The organism is Kribbella endophytica (assembly GCF_054781295.1).
The window spans coordinates 761,080-781,115 of the sequence record NZ_BAAGUR010000002.1 but is presented as its reverse complement, the minus strand read 5'-3'; the positions used below and the strand labels follow the sequence as shown (position 1 = coordinate 781,115).

15 protein-coding genes are annotated in these 20,036 nt (G+C 70.7%); 7 read left to right on the top strand and 8 right to left on the bottom strand.

Translation table 11 applies throughout. The annotated features are described in order from the left end of the window. Positions 1-29 precede the first annotated feature (29 nt). The 5 genes from ACYVIO_RS22055 to ACYVIO_RS22035 form a co-directional block, all read right to left on the bottom strand. Entirely contained in the window at positions 30-1,274 is a 1,245-nt protein-coding gene (locus ACYVIO_RS22055) for a M48 family metallopeptidase (RefSeq protein ID WP_460652742.1), read from the bottom strand. After that, positions 1,267-3,048, bottom strand: coding sequence for a hypothetical protein (locus ACYVIO_RS22050; protein WP_460652741.1), 1,782 nt, complete (start codon positions 3,046-3,048; stop codon positions 1,267-1,269). Before ACYVIO_RS22050 ends, ACYVIO_RS22055 begins: the two co-directional genes overlap by 8 nt. Before the next feature lie 144 nt (positions 3,049-3,192). After that, positions 3,193-4,257 carry a C40 family peptidase gene (locus tag ACYVIO_RS22045; protein ID WP_460652740.1) on the bottom strand — a complete coding sequence of 355 codons (1,065 nt, stop codon included), beginning with the start codon at positions 4,255-4,257 and terminating at the stop codon, positions 3,193-3,195. Between the two features lie 280 nt (positions 4,258-4,537). Then, positions 4,538-4,780 carry a hypothetical protein gene (locus ACYVIO_RS22040; protein ID WP_460652739.1) on the bottom strand — a complete coding sequence of 81 codons (243 nt, stop codon included), beginning with the start codon at positions 4,778-4,780 and terminating at the stop codon, positions 4,538-4,540. A 146-nt stretch (positions 4,781-4,926) separates the two neighbouring features. Then, a complete protein-coding gene (locus ACYVIO_RS22035; protein WP_460652738.1) occupies positions 4,927-6,234 on the bottom strand; it encodes an NYN domain-containing protein in 1,308 nt (435 codons plus the stop codon). Positions 6,235-6,408: 174 nt separating this feature from the next. Between ACYVIO_RS22035 and ACYVIO_RS22030 the strand changes: the two genes are divergently transcribed. The 4 genes from ACYVIO_RS22030 (at position 6,409) to ACYVIO_RS22015 (ending at position 14,879) form a co-directional block, all read left to right on the top strand. Beyond that, positions 6,409-8,220 carry a DEDD exonuclease domain-containing protein gene (locus ACYVIO_RS22030; protein ID WP_460652737.1) on the top strand — a complete coding sequence of 604 codons (1,812 nt, stop codon included), beginning with the start codon at positions 6,409-6,411 and terminating at the stop codon, positions 8,218-8,220. 920 nt (positions 8,221-9,140) lie between these two features. Further along, a complete protein-coding gene (locus ACYVIO_RS22025; protein ID WP_077016896.1) occupies positions 9,141-9,428 on the top strand; it encodes an Lrp/AsnC family transcriptional regulator in 288 nt (95 codons plus the stop codon). Between the two features lie 50 nt (positions 9,429-9,478). After that, a complete protein-coding gene (locus ACYVIO_RS22020; RefSeq protein ID WP_460652736.1) occupies positions 9,479-11,932 on the top strand; it encodes a DUF2510 domain-containing protein in 2,454 nt (817 codons plus the stop codon). A gap of 1,999 nt (positions 11,933-13,931) precedes the next feature. Beyond that, the gene (locus ACYVIO_RS22015) at positions 13,932-14,879 is read left to right on the top strand and encodes a hypothetical protein (RefSeq protein ID WP_460652735.1); all 948 of its coding nucleotides are present in this window, start codon (positions 13,932-13,934) and stop codon (positions 14,877-14,879) included. 57 nt (positions 14,880-14,936) lie between these two features. Here ACYVIO_RS22015 and trpD read toward each other — a convergent pair whose 3' ends face one another. From trpD to ACYVIO_RS22000, 3 genes are read right to left on the bottom strand one after another with little or no spacing between them, the layout of a single operon-like run. After that, positions 14,937-15,983, bottom strand: coding sequence for an anthranilate phosphoribosyltransferase (trpD, locus tag ACYVIO_RS22010; RefSeq protein ID WP_460652734.1), 1,047 nt, complete (start codon positions 15,981-15,983; stop codon positions 14,937-14,939). A gap of 7 nt (positions 15,984-15,990) precedes the next feature. After that, the gene (locus ACYVIO_RS22005) at positions 15,991-16,407 is read right to left on the bottom strand and encodes an Rv3143 family two-component system response regulator (RefSeq protein WP_460652733.1); all 417 of its coding nucleotides are present in this window, start codon (positions 16,405-16,407) and stop codon (positions 15,991-15,993) included. Positions 16,408-16,454: 47 nt separating this feature from the next. Further along, entirely contained in the window at positions 16,455-17,372 is a 918-nt protein-coding gene (locus ACYVIO_RS22000) for a cytochrome c oxidase assembly protein (protein ID WP_460652732.1), read from the bottom strand. Positions 17,373-17,403: 31 nt separating this feature from the next. Here ACYVIO_RS22000 and ctaE point away from each other — a divergent pair, with 31 nt between their 5' ends. From ctaE to qcrA, 3 genes are read left to right on the top strand one after another with little or no spacing between them, the layout of a single operon-like run. Then, on the top strand, positions 17,404-18,117 hold the full coding sequence (gene ctaE / locus ACYVIO_RS21995; RefSeq protein ID WP_460652731.1) for an aa3-type cytochrome oxidase subunit III: 714 nt from the start codon (positions 17,404-17,406) through the stop codon (positions 18,115-18,117). Next, positions 18,114-18,980, top strand: coding sequence for a cytochrome bc1 complex diheme cytochrome c subunit (gene qcrC, locus ACYVIO_RS21990; RefSeq protein ID WP_460652730.1), 867 nt, complete (start codon positions 18,114-18,116; stop codon positions 18,978-18,980). Before ctaE ends, qcrC begins: the two co-directional genes overlap by 4 nt. After that, entirely contained in the window at positions 18,977-20,035 is a 1,059-nt protein-coding gene (qcrA, locus tag ACYVIO_RS21985; protein WP_460652729.1) for a cytochrome bc1 complex Rieske iron-sulfur subunit, read from the top strand. Before qcrC ends, qcrA begins: the two co-directional genes overlap by 4 nt. The last annotated feature ends 1 nt before the right edge of the window (position 20,036 follow it).

Here is a 20,036-nt window from a genome sequence, read left to right as displayed (position 1 = left end):
CGGGGGCGTGAGCGGCGTGGGCAGCGGCTTCATCGCCGGACCAGCGGCGGGACGGGATAGCCGTGCTCGGTCCCCCAGGCCCGGCCCATCGCGATGCGTTCGGGCGGGGTCGGGTGGCTGGCGAACATCCAGTAGCGCCAGGCGCTCGGTTCGAGGCCGGAGATGTTCGTCACCGACAGCGCGTGCTGCATCTCGACGAAGTCCTTCGGGTCGTTCGTCAGCCGCAGCGAGTGGTAGTCGGCGCGGGCCTCGATCTTGCGGCTGACCAGGTTCTGCACGGGCGCGGCCAGCGTCGTACCGGACACGATCAGTGCCAGCAGCACCGCCGTACGCCGAGGATCCGCCATCCGGGCCCCGAGCAACAACCGCAGCAGCACCACAGCGAACGCCGCGCCGAGCGTCCCGATCAACGTCCCGTGCAGGACGTCGTCCTCGGCCGCGTGCCCGAGCTCGTGCGCGACCACCAACCGGACCTGCGCGGGCGTCGCGTCCTTCAGCAGCGTGTCGTACACGACCAGCCGCCGCGTCGACCCGAAGCCGGACACGTACGCGTTGAGCGCCGTCGTCCGCTTCGACGCGTCAGCGACCAGCACGTCCTTCACCGGTACGCCGTCCTCGCGCGCGAGCTGCATGAACGCGTCCCGCTGCGCCCCCGGCGCCATCGAGGTGAAGTCGTTGAACCGTGGCTCGACCAGCACCGGGTAGGCGAACGAGACCCCGAGCACCAGCACCGCACCGGCGATCGCGGCCGGCGCCCACCACCAGGTCCGCCACTTCTTCGCCAGCGCGATCAGGCCGAGCGCGATCGCGATCAGCGCGACCGACATCAGCAGCCAGTTCACGGCGCGGTCGCGCAGCCACAGTCCCCAGCTCTCGGTCGACAGCCCGTAGTCGCGGGTGACCTGCTCGGCAAGCGCGTCGGTCGGCAACGTGATCACCGAGGTCACCAGGCCGAGGCCGGCGACCAGCACCGGGACGGCCAGCCACCAGCGGCGGATGCGCAGTACGTCGTACAGGCGTCGACCCAGCGGGCTGAAGCCGATCAGCAACGGGACGAGGACCGACAGCACCCAGGAAGTCGTTGACCACGGCAACAAAGCGTGCCGGAACCGTTGCTGGCGGTCGATCTCGGCACTGGTGAAGTCGAGCGCGGCGTCGGGCTTGGGCAGGTCGATCAGGTGCCAGGGCGTGGTGGTGACGATGACCACGACCAGCGCGGCGGCGACCAGCAGACCGGCGATCCAGGGAGCGCGCCGGCTGGTCGCGTCAGACACCGGCGAGCCGCTTGATGTAGTTCTGCCAGTCGGCGACGAACTGCTGCTCGGTGGTGCCCAGCACGGTGCGGAACGCGTCGGCCAGCCCGGTCGGGCTCTTCGACGCGTGCACGGTCCGGTAGAACTTGACCAACTTGCTCTGTCCTTCCCGCTCGGCGATCAGGCGGCACGCGAGCCAGCCCGACTCGTAGGCCTGCGGGAGCTCCGTCGACGACGCGGCGAAGGCCTCCGGCGCCGGCAGCGCCTTCGGAACCTTGCCCGCCCGGATCGCCTTGAACAACTCCTTCGCCGCCGATTCGTCCTGCACGGACACGGCGGTGAAGGCGACGTAGTCGGCGAACCCTTCGGCCAACCACAACGGTACCGGCGAGGCGGTAGCGGTCGAGGCGACGTGGGTGGTCTCGTGCGTCAGCACGATCCGGCGACCCTGCTTGCCGAGCTCGTCGAACAGCTTCGGGTTCGCCACGATCCGGACCGGGGCGCCGACCTGCGGGGTGTCCAGCTCGGCCATCGTGACGGCCGCGATCTGGGTGTAGGTGCCCTGCTGGGCGCCGAGCACGTTCTCCATCTGGGACTGCTTGGACGGCAGGTAGATGACCGCCTTCTGCCGCCAGTTGCGGCCCCAGACCTTGCTGACCGAGTCGACCGCCCGGTCGGTGACCTCGGCGTAGTCGTCGGCGTTGGCCTGCGAGTCCAGGCTGATCACCAGGCTGTGCTCGCTCTTGGCGACGTCGATGCTGCCGAGCGCCCAGATCGGCCGGCGCTGACCGGCGACGAAGCGCTCCGAGAAGGACGAGGCGTACGTCGTACCGTCGTCGCGGGTGACGAAGGTGACCGGCAGCATCTCGCGGGCCGGCTTCGCGTCGTACCCGGTGAGCTGCCAGGAGACCTCGACCTGGGCGAGCCAGGACTCGGTTCCGCCGAGCTGGCGGGTGCGGTCCGGCTCGAGCGCGGCCGGGTCGTCGCTGACGTAGCGCAGCTGGAAGGTGGCGAGCGGGAGCTTGCCGAGGTTGGTGTAGATCGTGCGGGCCTGCTCGTCGAACGACTTGGCCTGCGGGTCGATCGCGGCGAGGAACTCGGTGCGGTTCTCGGCGCGGATCGCGTCGGCCATCTTCTGCAGCACGGCCTCGCCGGCGACGGCCCGTCGTACGCCCTCGGCGGCTTCGTCGTCGGGGGTGGTGGAGCTCTGGCCGGGATTGGGGGTGCCGCTCGGTCCGGCCTGGTCGGCGGGGTCGTCGGCAAGCTGCCGGATGCCCGCGAACGCGGCGACACCGACCACCCCGACCGCGGCTCCGAGAGCGATCCGCTTCACCAGGGGCTTGGGCAGGGGCCAGACAACACCCTTCCAGGACCCGTCACCCGGAGGCTTGTCACTGCCACCACTACTGCTGCTGCCGCTCCCGCTGCCGTCTCCGCCGAGCAGGGCGGTCGGCGCACTGGGACGCCGCTCCGGCTGCCTCCGCTCCCCTGCTGCTGGGGTCGACTGCTGCCGCTCCGCCGCTGCGGGGCTCGGCTGCTGCCGCTCCCTCGCTGCTGGGGTCGGCTGCTGGGTGCGGGGAGTTTCCGGGCGGGGTGTGGCTACCGGCTCGGTCTTGAGCTCGGCCACCGGGGCGTCGTCCCACCAACCACCGGAGGCGGCCGGCTTGTCGGGGCGCCGGGCGGCGTGCTGGGCGGGGATGACGACCGTCGTCTGGTCCGACGGGGGCTTGTCGGAGGGCTTGCCACGCGGCGGGACGGCAGGACGCGGCGTCGTGTCGCGCTGGTCGTCGTTCACCTCGGCCCCTTGCTGCTCTCCTGCCCCAGTCCGGGGAGTCACTTTAGGCGTCCTCCCCGACAGGAGAACACACCGGTGGTGAAACGACGCGGCCCCGGGGGTCTTTCCCCGGAGCCGCGATCACGAATCTGTACCTGCGCCTGCTCAGCCCGGGCGGACCGCGCCGCTGTACGGCATCGCGTCGATGGACTCGGTCTTCACCGGCTTGCCGGGGCGGCTGGCGTGCACCATCCGGCCATTGCCGATGTACATGCCGACGTGGCTGATCGGGCTGTAGAAGAACACCAGGTCGCCCGGCTGCAGCTGGCTCTTGCTGACCCGGCGGCCCTCGTTGATCTGCGCCTTCGAGGAGTGCGACAGCGAGACACCGGCGCGGCTCCAGGCCGCCATCGTCAGGCCGGAGCAGTCGAACGAGCTCGGGCCGTCAGCGCCCCAGACGTACGGGTCGCCGAGCTGGGCCATCGCGTAGTTGACCGCGGCCGCCGCGCGACCGCTGGCCGGCACGTTCGGCAGGTCCTCGTCCTCGTCGTCGTCCATCCGGCCGCTGCGGCTGGTCCGCTGCTCGCGGGCCTCGTCGGCTTCCTTCTCGTTCTCCGCCTGGATCCGCCGGCGCTCGGCGTCGCTGAGCTTGCCGAGCACCTTCTCGGCGGCGTCCAGGTTGGTCTGGATCTGCTTCTTCAGGCCGTCCTGCTGCGCCTGCACGGCCTGCAGCGCGGCCAGCTCGGTCTGCTCGCTGGCCTGGAGGTCGGCCAGCTTGCCCTGGGCGGCCTGGAACTTCCGCAGCGCGGAGTTCTGCTGGCCGGCGTACGCCTGGGCGGTGGAGGCCTGGCTGAGGAACTGGTCGGGGTTCGTCGACAGCAGCAGCTGCGCCGTCGTCGTCATCCCGGAGGTCTGGTACCCGGCGACCGCGAGCGAGCCGATCTGCCGCTTCACACCGTCGACCTGGGCCTGCTGCTTCTTGATACCGGCCTGCAGCGCCTTCACCCGGTCGTTCGACGCCTTGATCTGACCACGCAGATCGTTGGCGGACTCACCGGCTTCCTCGGCCTTGTGCTGCAGTGCCGCGACCTGGGCCTTCGCCTGCTCCAGCGTGGGCTTCGGGTCCGCGTCCGCGGCTCCCTGGAAGAAGAGCAGTCCCGCGACAACAGCGGTGCTGGTGATGGCGGCGAGGGCGATTCCCTTGGTGCGGTTGATGCGTCCGGTGGACACAGCCCGGTCGGTCCCTTCCTCTGCTCGCGCCGTCCCCGTCGACCGCACGTTCGTGGCGCCGAACCTACCGCAGCAGATCCGCCGCCAGCCGGTGGGTCACCCTTCGGCTGGTTGCTGCCCGGCCGGTCCGGTAGACCGACACGCTGAGGCAACGAGAGGTAACAGTAGTAACCGATTCGTGACCAGTGCAATTCGCCCCTCGGGTTTGATCCAAAATTAACGTCCACGAACCCCTTGCCCGCCGTACCGGTCGCGGTGCACGCGCGACCCGTACCCGGGGTCAGACGGCGTCGGCGGCCGATTCTCCTTCCTCAGCAGCGTTTGGCTCGACACTGCTGACGGCATGAACCAGCCGCAGCGGTGGCACCAGACCGGACTGGGCCAGTACGTCGAGCGCCGCGCGCTCGTCGTCGTCGATCCGCAGCTCCGGCGCCGGCTCGGCCGTCAGCCCGAGCACCACCGTGACCACACAGTCCCGGCAGCCCGGGCCTCTCATCACGCACGCGTCGCAGTCGATCAGCACAACGTCCTCCAAGTGGGGAAGGACCGGACTTGCATCCGGCTGAGAAGGACGCTAAAGAACCCCGCCGACAGTTTTCGCGGCAGCGCGGAATTCCGGTGCGTTCCGCCGGATCGGGCCGGTCCTCCCGGCGTACGCCGGGATCGGCTTCAGGGGCGGGCGATGCGGGCGATCAGGCTGACCGCGGACAGCGCCCGGGCGCCGAGCTGGATGATGCTCTCGGCAACCTCCCGGTCCGATGAGACGACCACGATCGGGCGTCCCACCGGCTCGGCGCGAACCAGTTGCCTGATCACCTCGTCGGCGATCACGCCGGCCGGACTGAACCGCACCCGCACCCCACGCGGCGGCGTCAGCTGGACCGGTCCGGACAGCTCGGCGCCGTCGAACACCACCGTCACTTCCACACGGCGCTGAGCGACCAGCGCCCCGAGTGCGGTGACCAGTCGCTGCCGCTGCGAGTGCAGCGGCGAGTTCGGCCAGACGGTCTTGGTGACGTTGTACCCGTCGACGATCAGATGCACCTGCGGCAACGCCAGCAGCTCGTCGAACAGCGCGGGGTCGTCGTCCGGCGCAGTCCTACCGACCGGTGACGCAGACGGCTCGACACCGGCGACGGTGTCGGCCGGGCGGAGCTCTCCCCCGGGCGGCAACGCCAGCTCGCGCCGTAGCCCGCCAGCAGCCTCGACAAGCGTGTCCAGCAGCAGCCTGGTCCGTGTGGACGCCATCTCCCGCTCCTGGCCCGCCGTACGACGTGCAGCGTGCTCAACGGCCTCCAGCTCGGTCACGCGGGCCCGCAGCTTGCGGACCTCCCGCTCGACCTCGGCACGGGCAGCCGCGACCCGCTCGTCCGCGGTGGTCGCCTCGATCGTCCGCTGCTCGAGGTCGCTCTGCAGACCGGTGATCCGCTGGCGCGCCTCGTTCAGCTTGCGGCGCAGGGTGACGTTCTCGGCCTTCACCTCGGTCACCTGCTCACGCAGCCGCTCACGGACCTGGCGGGTCTCGGTGCGGGCCTGGTCGAGCTGGTCACTGAGGCGGCTGACCACCTGGTCGTCGACAGCGGCCGTGTCCGGCTGGACCTGGGCAGCGGCGAGCACACGCTCCTCCCAGTCGTCCGGACGCAGCAGGTACGCCAGGGCGGCCGCCTCGATCGGCTCAGCGGCCGGGACCGGAACGCCCTCGGCGATCGCGTCGCCGAGCTCCGGGTGCTCCCGGCGTACCTCGAAAGCGATCAGCCGGCGGAAGTGCTCGTCGGTCGCGAGGATCGGACCCAGCACGGACGCCGACAGCTTGGCCCGCTTGGCCGGGGCGAAACTGGCGAACCGCCGCAGCGGGGCCGGGATGTCGGTCGCGGGGAGCTGACCGAGGGCCTGAGCGGCGAGAGCGACGACCCGCTGCCGGACCGGTTCGGGCAAGGCGGTGGTAGCGGACCCGGCGGCGGTGCCTGCCTCAGTCACCGGTCCGCAGTCCGGCCCGGACGGAGGTCTGGCTCAGCCAGTGATGCAGACCACAGCGGCCGGGCACACGGCCCGGAATCACGGTGATCGCTTGAATACGCATACGGGCAGCGTAGTCGGTCAGGCCGCGTGTCAGCGCAGGAATTGTCGGTGGGGGCTTCTAGCGTCGTCGTCATGAGCAGCCCCTCGCCGGATCCCGCCGCTGCCCCGGCGCCCGGACCGCTCGCGCCGATCCGTGGCGTGCAGCCGAGTTTCGACGATCTCGGGACTCCGCTGCGCGACGTCACGTTCTGCGTGGTCGACCTGGAGACCACCGGCGGTGCGCCGGGCGACTCCGGCATCACCGAGATCGGCGCGGTCAAGGTGCGGGCCGGCGAGCTGGTCGGCGAGTTCCAGACCCTGGTCAACCCGGCCGAGCCCATCCCGCCGTTCATCGCCGTACTGACCGGCATCACCGACGTGATGGTTGCCTCGTCACCCCGGATCGGTTCGGCGCTGCCGGCCTTCCTGGAGTTCGCCCGCGGCTGCGTGCTGGTCGCGCACAACGCGCCGTTCGACGTCGGTTTCCTCAAGCACGACAGCCAGGTGCACGGGTACGACTGGCCCGACTTCCCGGTCGTCGACACCGCGCTGCTGGCCCGCCGCGTGCTCACGCCGGACGAGGTGCCCAACTGCAAACTCGGCACGCTGGCGAAGCTCTTCCGGGCCACGACGACGCCGAACCACCGCGCCCTGTCGGACGCGCGCGCCACGGTCGACGTACTGCACGGGCTGTTCGAGCGGGTCGGGTCGCTCGGCGTACAGACGCTGGAGGACCTGCAGACGTTCTCGGCGCGCGTCGCGCCCGCCGTACGGAAAAAGCGGCACCTGGCCGAGTCGTTGCCGCACGCCCCTGGTGTGTACCTGTTCACCGACGACCGCGGCGAGGTCCTGTACGTCGGCAAGTCGAAGGACCTGCGGACGCGGGTCCGGTCGTACTTCACCGCCTCGGAGACGCGGACGCGGATCGGCGAGATGATCGGGATCGCGTCCGGCGTCCGCGGGATCGAGTGCGGGACGTCGCTGGAGGCCGAGGTGCGCGAGCTGCGGCTGATCGCGGAGCACAAACCGCGGTACAACCGGAGGTCGAAGTTCCCCGAACGGCAGCACTGGCTGAAGGTCACCGTCGAACCGTTCCCCCGGTTGTCGCTGGTCAAGCAGCTGAAGGACGACGAGGCGGGGTACCTCGGGCCGTTCAGCTCGCGCAAGACCGCCGAGCGGGCGATGGCCGCGCTGCACGAGGCGTTCCCGATCCGCCAGTGCACTCCCCGGATGTCGCGCGCGCCGCGGATGTCGCCGTGCGTGCTGGCCGAGATGGGCCGCTGCGTCGCGCCGTGCGACGGCCGGATCGACATGGACGCGTACGGCGAGTTCGTGGAGGGGCTGCGGTCGGCGCTGGTGTCCGACCCGAGCCCGGTGATCGAGGCGCTGACGCGGCGGATCGACGTCCTGTCCGCCGACGAGCGGTTCGAGGACGCCGCGGTGCACCGGGACCGGCTCGGGGCGTTCGTCCGCAGCAGCGCGAAGATGCAACGGATGGCCGCCGTCACCAGCTGCCCCGAGATCTGCGCCGCCCGTCGTACCGAGGAAGGCGGCTGGGAGCTCCACGTCGTCCGCCACGGCCGCCTCGCCGCCGCCGGTATCGCCGTCCGCGGCACGGACCCCCGCAAGTACCTCGACATGCTCCGCTCCTCCGCCGAAACCGTCCTCCCCGGCATCGGCCCGGTCGCCACCGCCTCCCCCGAGGAGATCGAGCTAGTCCTCCGCTGGCTCGACCAGCCCGGCATCCGCCTGGTCGAGATGAACGGCACCTGGACCTGCCCCATAGCCGGCGCCGGCCGCCACCTACGCCGCCTGGACCCACCCCGCTCCGAAGACCACCACCACCCCTCCGAACGCCGCCGCCGCTCGATGCGCCCGGTCGGTCCCGCCCGAGTCGGCAGCTGACCCAGGCGGCGCAAGCCCTGGTCGGCGGCTGAGGCCGGCGAGGCAAGCCCTGATCGGCGGCTGAGGCCGGCGAGGCAAGCCCTGGTCGGCGGCTGACCCAGGCGAGGCCTGCCCGAGTCGGCGGCTGACACCGGCGAGTCGCCGACCAGCCCCTTCGGCCGACTGAGCACACGCCCACCTGAACCCGGCGCCATCGCTCACACCACCCACCGGCCCCACACCACCCGCCAACCCCGGCACACCTACACCGAGCGACTCTTTGCTTGTTCCCGGCCGCAGCGGCCTCAGCCACCGACGCCCCAGCCGGCCGCATCACCGTCTGCCCCAGCCCCCGCCCTGCGGAGCATGACCGGGTGTCGCAGGCACCCCGCGGCACATGACTAGCCGCCGCACGCTCTCCGCCGAGCTCGGTCGGCGCCGAGCAACTCCTGCTCTTTCCCGGCCGCAGCGGCCTCAGGCAGCGGCGACCCAGCCGGCCGCATCACCGCCGGCCTCAGGCGGGTGATGATGCAGCAGCCGACAAGGCATGCGGGCAGGGCTTGGCCGCGCCATCCGCCCGCCCGGCCGCCCCGGCCGCCGACTGCGGTGAATCCCACCGGGCCGCGCCCCGAGTGGACACACCGCCCTCCGCCGGTGCCCTGACCAACGCCGTTCAGGACGACTGCAGCCGGTTGTCACCACTTGCGCGATGTACGGCGTCAGTCGTCGAACAACGAAGCAGTCGTCGTGCAACGTGTCAGTCGCCGTACCCCGCGGGCGGGGTGCGTGTGGGGTTGTGGCGCCGGCTCGGGCTGACGGCGTACGGGAGGTGGATGGCGATTGGTTGTCCACAGGCCGGGGCTGTCCGGGCGGCGGCTGGGGGCTGGGCGGAACTATGCTTCAGCGCGGTAGGGGTTGCGGGGAACTACGGAGAGGACGTCATGGTCACGGCGATCGTGTTCATCAAGGCGGATGTGGCTCGGATTCCCGAGGTGGCCGAGCAGGTGGCGGCGATCGAGGGCGTCAGCGAGGTGTACTCGGTGACCGGTGGGCTGGATCTGATCGCGATGGTGCGGGTGGCTCACCACGACGACCTGGCGAGTGTGATTCCGGACCACGTGAACCGGGTGCCGGGGGTGCAGAGCACGGAGACGCACATCGCGTTCCGGACGTACTCGACGCACGACCTCGAGGCCGCGTTCAGCCTGGGCCAGGAGGACGGTCTCTGAGGCTGGATCACGTGGCCTGACTGACACCCCGCTGAAGTTACGGTGAACCCATGAGCAACCCTCCCGCCGGCTGGTATCCGGACCCCACCGGACAGCCGGACACCATCCGCTGGTGGAACGGGACGCAGTGGACCAACAAGACCGAGCGCGAGACGCCGGACGAGGCCACCCCGGAGCCGCAGGACACGACCCAGGAGATCAGCCCGGAGAGCAGTTCGGGATGGTCCGGTGCGTCTGGTGACCAGGCAGGCGCCGGGGGCGGCGGTACGGCGGGAGCAGGTGGGGCTGCGGGCGGTGCGGCGGGAGCTGGCGGAGCTGCCGGCAGTACGGCGGGAGCTGGCGGAGCTGCCGGCGGTACGGCGGAGGGCCATTGGTCCGATGGCGGTACGGCGGGCGCTGGCGGCGCGGCAACTGCCGGCGGGACCGCAGCCAGCACGGAGGAAGCCGGGAGTTCACCTGGCGGTACGGCTGGTGGGTGGAGCCCGTCGGGGACTTGGGGTGAGAGCGGGGCTAGCAGCACAGGAGCCGGCAGCTGGGGTGCTGACGGCACTGGGGCTGCGGGCTCTGGCGACAGCGGAGCGAGCAACTCGACAGCTGGAGCCTGGGGCGCGGACGGCGCTGGAGCTGCGGGGTCTGGCGACGGCGGGGCGAGCAACTCGGCAGCTGGCGGCTGGGGTGCGGACCGCACTGGGGCTGCGAGCACTGAGGAGAGCGGAGCGGGCAGCTCAGGAACTGGCGCCTGGGGCGCGGTTGGTGCTGGGGCTGTGGGTTCTGATGACTTGAACACGGGTGCGGCTGGTGGCTCGAGTGCTGCTGGGGTGAGCGCTGGAGGCTCGGGGGCTGGCGGCTGGGGTGACGTTGGGGCTGCTGCAGCCGGCGACGGGCAGGGCGGCGTACAAGCCTTGTCTGGCGACAGTGCTGCTGATGCTGCGGCGGTGAGTGCTGCTGAGAAGGCCCGGGCGACCTGGACGCAGAGGCCTGCCGGGCAGACCAACGCCGGGCACTGGACTCAGCAGGCGGCGCCTGAGGCGGGTGACCAGACCAGCGGACCAGATCCGGCGACTGTCGCCGGTGACCCCGAGCCGGCGCAGAACCAGTGGACGTTGTCGTTGGCAACAGATCCGGCGGGTACGACGGACGCTGGTGCTGCGGAGACAGGTGCAGAGGGCACCGCAGGCGGGGACGAGAAGCCTCAGCTGTGGCAGGTGCCTGACGAGTCGCCGACGAACGACGACTTTCCGGACCACTGGCGGACCAGCGACGAGCAGCAGGCGACGCCGCAGTGGGGCCAGACTGGTGAGCAAGGACAGTGGGCTGACCAGCAGACCACGCAGTGGCAGAACGGCGAGCAGCAGGGCGCCCCGGAGTGGCAGGGCGACCCGCAGCAGAGCACGCCCGAGTGGCAGGGCAGCGGCGAGGCACAGCAAGGTGCCGGCGGCTGGCAGGGCAGTGGCGATGCACAGCAGGGTGCGGCCGGTTGGCAAGGCGGCGGCGACGCGCAGCAGGGTGCGGCCGGTTGGCAGACCAGCGGCGTACAGAACGAATGGCAGACCGACGGTCAGCAGGGTGCCGCCGGGTGGCAGACCGAGGGCCAGCAGAACGACCCGTGGCACGGCGTGACTCAGACCCAGCAGGTAGGGGCCGAGCAGAGCGGCGCGACTGGGTGGGGACCGCAGCAGGGCGACCCGCAGTGGCAGGCGGGGCCGACCGGCCCGACTGGCGGCGGTACGCGGCAGAAGTCGTCCGGTGGGGACAAGCCCGGCGGACCGCCCAAGACACTGCTGATCGTCGCCGGTGCGGTCGGGCTGGTGCTGATCATCGTCGCCGGAGTGTTCTTCGTCGCCAACCGCGACGACAAGAAGGCCGAGCCCGAGCCGACGAGCAGTGTGCCGACCACCACGCCGAGCGGTACGCCGACCGCGCCGACGAGTGCCCCGACGACCCCGCCGGGCAGCCAGAGCACCGTGCGCCCCGGTCAGTCCAAGGACCCGAAGCTGCACGAGGGCGGACGGATCGCCTCCGAGGCGATCTCGTTCCCGCGGCAGCGCCCGCCGTGGTCGGACCGCAAGCGGCTCGTTCCGCAACTGGTCAACTCCAGCGGGCAGTACGTGCTGCTGCAGGAGAAGTTCGACGGCAAGAACAGCTGGTACGCCGACGCGTTCGTCGGTTCGCTCGGTACGTCGGTCCTGTTCAACGGCGATGTGAAGGCGACCGCCGCGGACCTGTCCGGGCAGCTGCGCAGCACGCTGTACGGCGACATCCAGGTGAAGTTCGCGGACCTGCGCAACGGCGCGGTGAAGCGTTCCGGCAAGAACGGCTGGTACTACCAGCAGTCCGTCACGGCGACGAACCCGAAGATCGTCGCCAAGGCACTGACCCTGACGGTCGCGGTGTTCGATCTGGGCGACGGCACCGCCGTCGCCTACATCAGCGACATCCCGACCACCCGGCCGGATCTGAGGACGGCCGAAGCCCAGCTCTACAAGGGAATCAACGTTGGCTGAGAACGAAACCCCGCCCCGCCACAGCGCGCCCCCGCCCCCAAGCCCCCCGCGCCGGCCCGATCTTCCGCCGGACGCGGTGGGTGAGGACCCAGGTGCGCGCACCCCGGCCGACCGCTCCACCACGGACCCCGCCACAGGCGACCGCCTGCCTGCCGACGGCACGTCGGGGGAAGGCTCTCGTACGCCGACCAACAGCTTCCCCGACGACCGCATCGCCGGCCAACCGCCTCTGGGTGACCGTAGGTCCGCCGAGGGCGCCGCACGCGATGACGCCCGTACCCGGGGCGAGTTCCCTGGCGATCGCGTCGCAGGCCAATCGGCCCCGAGCGAAGGCGTCTCGGGTGATCGCCGGGCGGGAGGGCAAGGGGACCCGCTGAGCGGTCGTACGACAGGTCCGCAAGGCGATGCCGGAGTGGATGCCTTAGGCAACCGACCGTCAGCTCCGCTCGGCGGGCCTTCGGGGGCGCCGACTCGTCAGTCTTCGGATTCGCTGGGCGGACCTTCGGGGCCGAGTCGTCAGTCCTCGAGTTCGCTGAGTGGATCCTCGGGGCCGTTGAGTGGCGGGGGTTCTGATTCGTTGGGTGGGTCGGATCCGTTGTTCGGGCAGTCGCCGGCGCCGGCTCCCCCGCCGCCGCCTCCCCCGCGTCCGCGCACTTCCGAGGGGACGGTTGGTGGGCAGCAGGTGCCTGGGCATCCGACCCAGCAACCGATGCAGCCGCCGGGCCAGCAGTCGGCGCAACAGCCGCCTGGTCGGCCGCTGACGCAGCAGGCCCCGCTCGGTGGCCGTGAGCCGCAGCAGCCGAACGGTGGACCGCGGCAGGCCGATGGTCTGCCGCAGCACGCCGGTGGTCCCGTACGACAGACGAGTGCTCCCCCGCAGCAACCTGGTGGTCCGTCGCAGTACGCCGGTGGTCCCGCGCAGCACGCGGGTCCGCCGATGCAGGCTGGCGGTCCTGCGGAGCAGACAGCTGGTTGGTCGCAACGCGCGGATGATCCCGCGCAGCAAGCAGGCGGTCCGGTGCGGCACGGTGGAGGTCCGGTGGAGCAGCCAAGTGGCCGGCCGTCGCAGACAGGTGGTCGGCCGTCGCAGGCGGAAGGCCCCGCGCAGCAGGCGAGTAGTCCGTCGCAGCAGGCCGGTGGACCGGCGCAGCACGCAGGTGCACGTACCCAGCACGCGGGTGCGCCCGCGCAGCAGGCGGGTGGGCCGGTGCAGCGCGCTGGAGGTTCGGCGGAGCAGGCGCCTCGGTCTGCTGGGCAGCAGCCGGGTGGTCCGGTGGGCCAAGTACAGCAGCAGCCTGATGGGCCGGTGGGTCCGCAGGCGTCGTACGGGCAGCAGGGGCGGCCGCAGGCGCCGGGGCAGTACGGGCCCGGGGCGCGGGGAACCGGTGGGCAGGCGCCACAGCAGCCGGGTGGTCCGCAGACGCCGGGTCGACATGGGGCGTCGCAGCCCGGAGGTCCGCAAGAGGCAAGCGGGCAAGGGCCCGTGCAGGCAGGAGGTCCGCAGGGGCCTAGCGGGCAAGGGTCCGCGCAGCCGGGAGGTCCGCAGGGGCCCAGCGGGCAAGGGTCCACGCAGCCGGGCGGTCCGCAGGGGCCTAGCGGGCAAGGGTCCGCGCAGGCGGGTGGGCCGCAGGGGCCGGGTGGGCAGAGGGTTGCGCAGCCTGGAGATTCGCAGAGGTTCAGTGGGCCTGGTGGGCCGCAGGAGCCTGGGTTTGCTGTGCCGTACGGGCAGCGTCCGGAGCAAGGTCAGTGGACTGGGCCGCAGGGGCCTGGGCCGGGTGGGCAAGGAACTGGGCAGAGTGGGCCGCAGGGACCTGGGCCGTACGGTCAGGGGCCGGCGATGCAGGGACCGGCGCAGGGACCGCCGCATGGGCAGGTACCGCAGGGGCCTCGGCCTCAGGGGCAAGCACAGGATGCGCTGTGGCCTCTAGGGCAGGCAGAGCAACGGCCCGGTGCGCAAGGGCAGCCGCCGCAGCGGTTGGGGTCTTTGGAGCAGTCGCCCATGGGATCTGACCAGGTGCCTGTGGGACCTGGCGCTCAGGGGCACACGCCGCTGGGGACGCCGGCTGAAGGGCAAGCTCCGCTGGGGACTTCGCGGCAGGAGCATGGGGCGCACGGGTCGCAAGCTCGGCGGGCGGCTCGGGGTGGGTGGCAGGAGCAGGAAACTGGTGGACCGCCGGACGACGGTGGGGACGACGACTCGTACGGCGTGGTGGATCGGCCTCCGGGTGGGAATGTTCAGCGGGCTCGGTTGATTGGGGCCTTGTCGCTGGTGCTCGTCGCTGTGCTGACGACTGTGTTCAGCGTGTCGTGGTTGTGGTCGAACGCTCAGGCCGTATCGCCCGTCGACGTGCCGGCGGGGAACGCCGGCGACGTGAAGACGATCAGCCCGTCCATTCGCCCCTCGCCGACGCCGACGCCGGAAGGGCGTGTGATCGGTGGGCTGTTCTACAACGGCGGGGACGACACGATGCCGATGATGTCGTCGGCGTGGAAGTCGCAGGCCGATCGCACCGGGCTGCTCAGCGGGATGGGCAGCGTGCTGAGTGTGCACAAGGAGTACGACGGCAAGGAGGACTGGGTGAACTACGTCTCCTTCGGCAGCCTGAGCAAGGACATCGTGTTCACCAATACCCCGGCTGGGCTCAAGGACGCGACGATCAAGGCCGCCAGCACCGCGCTCGTCCGCCTCTACGACCCGAACGTGAAGCTGATCGGCAAGGCCACCCACCGGCCGCTGACCGTCGACGGGCACGCGGGCCACGAGCTGACGATCAAGGTCGACGTCCGCAAGCCGAAGCTGCCCGAGACGTTCTCGACGGTGATGGTGGCGGTGGTCGACCGCGGTGACGGTACGGCGGTCGTCTCGGTCGCCGACATCGCCGGCTCCACCCCGCAGTGGGCGCCGGTCTGGCGCACCAACGTCTCCAAGATCCAGTTCAACAAGTAGCCGACGGCAAAGACGCCCGCTCCTCACGAAGAGGAGCGGGCGCCGTACAGAACGATCTCAGCCGCGGACTTCTCCGCAGATCGTGATCCAGCGCTCCAGCACGTCCTTCGCCGCGCCCGAGTCGATCGCCTCGGCCGCACGGTCCATCCCGGCGCGAATCCGCGTCTGCACGGTCCCCGGCTCCGCCTCGTACGCCGCAAGCGCCGCACCCGCGTTCAGCAGGACGACGTCCCGCACCGCCCCGGTCTCCCCGTCCAGCAGCGCGCGGACGACCTTCGCGTTGTACGGCGCGTCGCCGCCCCGCAGCGCTCCGGTCGGTACCGGCTCGATCCCGAGCTCGCGCGGATCCAGCGTCACCGGCCCCTCGACCGACCCGCCGCCGACCGACCAGACCTGCGACGTCGTCATCGTGGTCAGCTCGTCCAGCCCGTCGTCGCCGTGGAAGACCAGCGCGTCGATCCCCCGCCGAGCCAGTACGCCGGCCATCAGGCCCGCGATCCGCCCGTCGCCGACACCGACGGCCTGAGCCGACGGGTTGCCCGGGTTGGCCAGCGGGCCGAGGAAGTTGAACGTCGTCGGTACGCCGAGCTCGCGCCGCGGGACGGCCGCGTGCCGCAGCGCCGGGTGGAACGCCGGCGCGAAGCAGAACGTGATCCCCGCCCGCTCCCCCACCGCCGCCACCTGGGCCGCGGTCAGGTCGAGCGGGATCCCGAGCTCCTCCAGTACGTCGGCAGCGCCGCACGCCGACGAGGCCGCGCGGTTGCCGTGCTTGAGGATCTTCGCCCCGGCCCCGGCCGCGACGATCGCCGACATGGTGGAGATGTTCACCGTGTGCGCCTGGTCACCGCCGGTGCCGACGACGTCCAGCGTGCGGCCGGACACCTCCAGCCGGGTGGCGAAGTCGCGCATCGTGGTGACGAGTCCCTCGACCTCGACGACGGTCTCGCCCTTGGACCGCAGCGCGATCACGAACCCGGCCAGCTGGGCCGGTGAGGCCGCGCCGGACAGGATCTGCTCCATCGCCCAGCCGGTGGCGGCGCCGTCGAGGTCCTCGTGCCGCAGCAGCGGGTTGAGCACCTGCGGCCAGGTGAAAGCGGCGGTCATCGCCGGATCAGGTCGTCGCGGGCAGCGACTCGACCCGCTGCCGCAGCAGCTCGGCGGTCACCTCGGCGAGCCGGACCGGGTCGATCGGGTGCGAGACCGCGGCCTCGGCCCGCGACCAGGTGGCCAGCCAGGCGTCCTGCGGACGACCGGTGATCACCAGGACCGGCGGGCAGCGGAAGATCTCGTCCTTGAGCTGCCGGGCGATGCCCATGCCGCCGGCCGGAACGGCCTCGCCGTCCAGGATGGCCAGGTCGATGCCGCCCTTGTCCATGATCTTGATCACGGCCGGTTCGGTCGCGCACTCGAAGTACTCGAGCTCGGGCAGATCGGCGGCGGGCCGCTTGCCCAGGGCCAGCCGGACCGACTCCCGCGTCGTACGGTCGTCGCTGTAGACCAGCACCTTCAGCGGACGCTCTGAACTCATCGCTTCATCCCAAGCTGTGTGTGGACAGGCAGATAACACCGCGCATGCTACCGGGGTGGTGGCGCGGCTCTGCGCGCCTGTTCCTCCAACCGGTCCAGCCGCCGGTCCTCACGCTTGGCTTCACGCTGCGACTGGCGCACCCACTGGACGAAGAGCACGGCGAAGAAGACGAGTCCGACGATGTCGCCGGAGCCCCAGAGCAGACCGCCCGCGATGTACTGGTCACGCAGCGGTGACGGCGGCCAGGACCGGCCGAACGACGTGTACCAGTCCTCCGCGATCAGCTTGTTCGCCGACATGATCGTGATCCCGAGGAACGCGTGGAACGGCAGCGTCAGGAACGTCAGCATCAGCCGGAACGGGTAGATCACGCGGCCAGGCACCGGATCCAGGCCGAGCAGCGGCCAGAAGAACAGGGCGCCGACTGCGATGAAGTGGACGTGCAGCAGGTCGTGCAGCATCGTCGAGCGCAGCGTCGCGTCGTACCAGCCGCTGAAGTAGAGGGCCCACGGGCTCAGCACGAACAGCGTGAAGCCGATCAGCGGGAAGCAGATCACCTTCGCGAAGCGCGAGTGCAGTACGGCGAGCAGCCAGCCGCGCGGCCGCCGCGGAAGGGTGCGCAGAGCAAGCGTCACCGGCGCGCCGAGCGCCATCGCCAGCGGGGTGAGCATCGACAGCACCATGTGCTGGGCCATGTGCACGCTGAGCAGAACGGTGTCGTAGGCACCGAGCACCGACTGGGTCGCGATCACCGCGCTGCCCAGACCGACGCCGACGAAGGAGAACGTCCGCCCGCGCGACCACTTGTCCCCCCGCGCACGCAGGCGGTGAACGCCGTACAGGTAGACGGCGCCGACGGCCACGATCACGGCCAGCAGCACCGGTTCGAAGGTCCAGGCGGTCAGCAGCCGCAGCGGCGTGATCGGCTCGATCTGATCGCCGGGTCCGGCGTGGAGGGGAAGCACTCTCCCACAGTAGAAACAACAAAGGGCCGACATGCATGGGGGTGGGCGTGCTGTCAGGAACCTGGACCGACATAATGACCGCGTGGCCACTGCAACCGCACTCCCAGCGTCCCGTGAACACGGACACCACGACCGTCCCAGCATGGTCAGTGTCGGCACGATCGTCTGGCTCTCGAGCGAACTGATGTTCTTCGCCGCCCTGTTCGCGGCGTACTTCACGATCCGGTCGGTGACGACCGCCGCCGCGGCACCGGGAACGGAGACCCTGTGGGACGCCTCCACAGCGCTCCTGAACATCCCGTTCGCGGCGGTGAACACCACGATCCTGGTGCTGTCGTCGTTCACCTGCCAGTTCGGCGTCTTCGCCGCCGAGCACGGCCGGGTCGGCCGGACCGGCTCGGTGCTGAACCCGCGGTCCTGGGGCATGCGTGAGTGGTTCATCCTCACGTATGTGATGGGCGCGGTCTTCATCGCCGGCCAGGTGACCGAGTACGCCACGCTGATCCACGAGGGTGTGACGATCGCCTCGTCGCCGTACGGATCGGTCTTCTACCTGACCACCGGCTTCCACGGTCTGCACGTGACCGGCGGTCTCATCGCTTTCGTGTACGTGCTCGCACGCACGTACATGGCTCGTAAGTTCACCCACGAACAGGCCGTCTCGGCGATCGTCGTGTCGTACTACTGGCACTTCGTCGACGTGGTCTGGATCGCCCTGTTCGCGACCATCTACCTGCTCAAATGAGTGAGAAGAGACTTTCCTTGTCACCGGCGCGCTTTTTGTCTGCGCGACGACGGCACCGGTCAGCCGGCCTCGTCGTGCTCCTGTTCGGCCTCCTCGCAGTGGGATCGGCGTACGCCGCCTTCGCCCCTGACAACGCGGTCGCCGACAACTCGGCCCAGTCCCAGCAGATCGAAGAGGGCAAGAAGCTCTTCGCTGTCGGCTGTGCCAGCTGCCACGGCCTGAACGCCGAGGGTGGCGGCAACGGCGAGGGCAAGTTCGCCGGCCCGTCGCTGATCGGCGTCGGCGCGGCCGCCGTCGACTTCCAGGTCGGCACCGGCCGGATGCCGGCCATGCAGCCCGGCGCCCAGATCCCCCGCAAGACCCCGGCGTACACGCCGGAGGAGATCGAGGCCCTGGCCGCGTACGTCGCGTCGCTGGCGCCCGGCCCGGCCGTGCCGGCGTCGGACTCCTACGACATCAGCAAGGCGACCGACGAGCAGGTGACCCGCGGTGGCGAGCTGTTCCGGACCAACTGCACCGCCTGCCACAACTTCGCCGGCAAGGGTGGCGCGCTGCCGAACGGCCGCTACGCCCCGTCGCTGATGGGCGTCGACCCCAAGCACATCTACGAGGCGATGCTGACCGGCCCGCAGCAGATGCCGGTCTTCTCGGACCAGGTGCTGCAGGCTCAGGACAAGCGCGACATCATCGCGTACCTGAACGCGTTGCAGGAGCAGAAAGACCCGGGTGGTTTCGGACTCGGCCGCCTCGGCCCCGTGTCTGAGGGTCTGTGGGGCTGGCTGGTCGGGATCGGCCTACTGGTCTGCGTAGCGGTCTGGATCGGCGCCAAGGGCGTCAGGGCCAAGGGAGCGAAGGCCGAATGAGCGACGACAAGAACCTTCCCGCGGTGAGCGGGGACGACGACCACGGCCACGGCGCCGTGGAGCTGGCCGAGCCGATCGCCGACCCGGGCATCGAGCTGCACGAGCACCGCATCACCGACATCGACCCGAAGGCCGCCGACCGCGTCGAGCGCCAGGTCGCGACGATGTTCACGCTCGCCGGTGTGCTCTCGCTCGGCGCGTGCGTGGGGTACTTCGCGATCCCGCGTGACGCCGTCCTGGAGTTCGGCCCGCTGTCGGGCAACGCGAACAACATGACGATCGGCCTGTGCCTGGGCGTGGCGCTGTTCCTGATCGGCGCCGGCGCGATCCAGTGGGCCAAGAAACTGATGGTCGACACCGAGATCGTCGAGCTGCGGCACGACGCCAGCGGTTCGCCGGAGCAGCGCGCCGACATCATCGAGGGCTTCCAGACCGGCGTCGCCGAGTCCGGGTTCGGCCGCCGCAAGCTGATCCGCCGGTCGCTGATCGGCGCGATGGCGTTGCTCGGTCTGCCGGCCATCGTGCTGCTGCGCGACCTCGGCCCCTCGCCGGGCCGCAAGCTGTACAACACCATCTGGGCGCAGGGCATCCGGGTCGTGAACGACGTGACGCTGCGCCCGATCAAGCCGTCCGACCTGGTCGTCGGTCAGCTGGTCAACGGCGCGCCCGCCAACCTGGCCCCGATCCAGGAGGAGAGCCCGGTCGAGTACCAGAACGCCAAGGCCAAGGCGGCGGTGATCGTGGTGCGGATCGCACCGAACGAGATCCGCACCCCGGCCGGCCGCGAGAACTGGGGCATCGACGGGATCCTGTGCTACTCCAAGATCTGCACCCACGTCGGGTGCCCGATCTCGCTGTACGAGCAGACCACGCACCACGTGCTCTGCCCCTGCCACCAGTCGACGTTCGACCTGGCCGACGGCGCCAAGGTCATCTTCGGCCCTGCCGCCCGTCCGCTGCCCCAGCTACCCTTGGCCGTGGACGCCGAGGGCTACCTGGTCGCGCAGAGCGGCTTCACCGAACCGGTCGGCCCGAGCTTCTGGGAACGAGGGTGAC

What these genes read in the sequence shown, in the direction of transcription:
- ACYVIO_RS22030 (WP_460652737.1), top strand. Translation starts at nt 6,409, where the DNA reads ATGAGCAGCCCCTCGCCGGATCCCGCCGCTGCCCCGGCGCCCGGACCG.
- ACYVIO_RS22025 (WP_077016896.1), top strand. Translation starts at nt 9,141, where the DNA reads ATGGTCACGGCGATCGTGTTCATCAAGGCGGATGTGGCTCGGATTCCC.
- ACYVIO_RS22020 (WP_460652736.1), top strand. Translation starts at nt 9,479, where the DNA reads ATGAGCAACCCTCCCGCCGGCTGGTATCCGGACCCCACCGGACAGCCG.
- ACYVIO_RS22015 (WP_460652735.1), top strand. Translation starts at nt 13,932, where the DNA reads ATGGGATCTGACCAGGTGCCTGTGGGACCTGGCGCTCAGGGGCACACG.
- trpD (WP_460652734.1), bottom strand. Translation starts at nt 15,983, where the DNA reads ATGACCGCCGCTTTCACCTGGCCGCAGGTGCTCAACCCGCTGCTGCGG.
- ACYVIO_RS22005 (WP_460652733.1), bottom strand. Translation starts at nt 16,407, where the DNA reads ATGAGTTCAGAGCGTCCGCTGAAGGTGCTGGTCTACAGCGACGACCGT.
- ctaE (WP_460652731.1), top strand. Translation starts at nt 17,404, where the DNA reads ATGCATGGGGGTGGGCGTGCTGTCAGGAACCTGGACCGACATAATGAC.
- qcrC (WP_460652730.1), top strand. Translation starts at nt 18,114, where the DNA reads ATGAGTGAGAAGAGACTTTCCTTGTCACCGGCGCGCTTTTTGTCTGCG.
- qcrA (WP_460652729.1), top strand. Translation starts at nt 18,977, where the DNA reads ATGAGCGACGACAAGAACCTTCCCGCGGTGAGCGGGGACGACGACCAC.